This window comes from Oleiphilus sp. HI0067 (genome assembly GCF_001635735.1).
In genome coordinates this window covers 1-965 of sequence record NZ_LWFI01000804.1, presented here as the reverse complement: position 1 = coordinate 965, position 965 = coordinate 1, and the positions used below count along the sequence as shown (strand labels likewise).

2 protein-coding genes are annotated in these 965 nt (G+C 43.7%); both read right to left on the bottom strand.

The window, feature by feature from the left end:
- On the bottom strand, nucleotides 1–598 hold a 598-nt coding region (locus A3739_RS08635; RefSeq protein ID WP_304440269.1), incomplete at its 3' end, for an ATP-dependent metallopeptidase FtsH/Yme1/Tma family protein.
- A 121-nt stretch (nucleotides 599–719) separates the two neighbouring features.
- Nucleotides 720–965: SAM-dependent methyltransferase (locus A3739_RS08630; RefSeq protein WP_082878328.1), on the bottom strand; the 246-nt coding region annotated here is incomplete at its 5' end.

Sequence of the window (965 nt, the reverse complement as noted above, 5' to 3'; positions counted from 1 at the left end):
TTTTACCCGTACCAGGCTGACCGACCATCAAGACACCGCGCGGAATTTTACCACCTAAGCGCTGGAATTTGCTTGGGTCACGCAAAAATTCCACAAGTTCTTTCACGTCTTCTTTGGCTTCATCAACACCCGCCACATCAGCAAATGTCGTTTTAATTTGATCTTCACTCATCAGTCGCGCTTTGCTCTTACCAAACGACATCGGCCCTTTGCCACCGCCGCCACCTTGCATCTGGCGCATGAAAAACATGAAGACGAGAATAATCACGAGAATTGGAAATGAGGCGACTAACAGCTGCGACCAGATACTTTGCTTCTCTGGTTCCTTACCGATCACCGTAACGTTATTGTTAATCAACTCATCCATTAGCTTTGGATCTTCGACCATTGGTCGAACGGTTGAATAACGACGGTTGTCTGAAGTTTCGACTTCAAAACGCAATCCATCAATTTCAACTTGGCGGACCTGCCCACTCTGAACAAGCTCAATAAACTGTGAATAGTTCATTGCTTGCGTTTTTTGCTGTGCACTGAAGTTGTTAAACACCGTCAGCAACACAGCTGCGATCACCAACCAAAGTACCAGATTCTTGACCATATCGTTCAAGAGAAACCCCTCTCAATTACAAAGTGATGTGTGTATTACGACTTAAAATATACAAGTAGATTCTTAAATTAGCTATTTAACGATCTTATATAATTTTTAAGCTTTCCAAGCTCTAGCCCTTAAAACCAATACCTATTTGGTACACCTCACGCGAACGTGCACGCGAAGCATCAGGCTTACGGGAATAGACCTTAGTAAACATTGTGCGCATTTGCTTAAGAAGTTCATCAAAACCTTCTCCTTGAAAAACCTTCGCGACAAAATTACCGCCCGGTTTCAAGGTGTGGTTAGCCATATCCAAAGCAAGCTCCACTAAATACATTGCGGATGGAATATCCACCGCTGCGTTACCACTCAT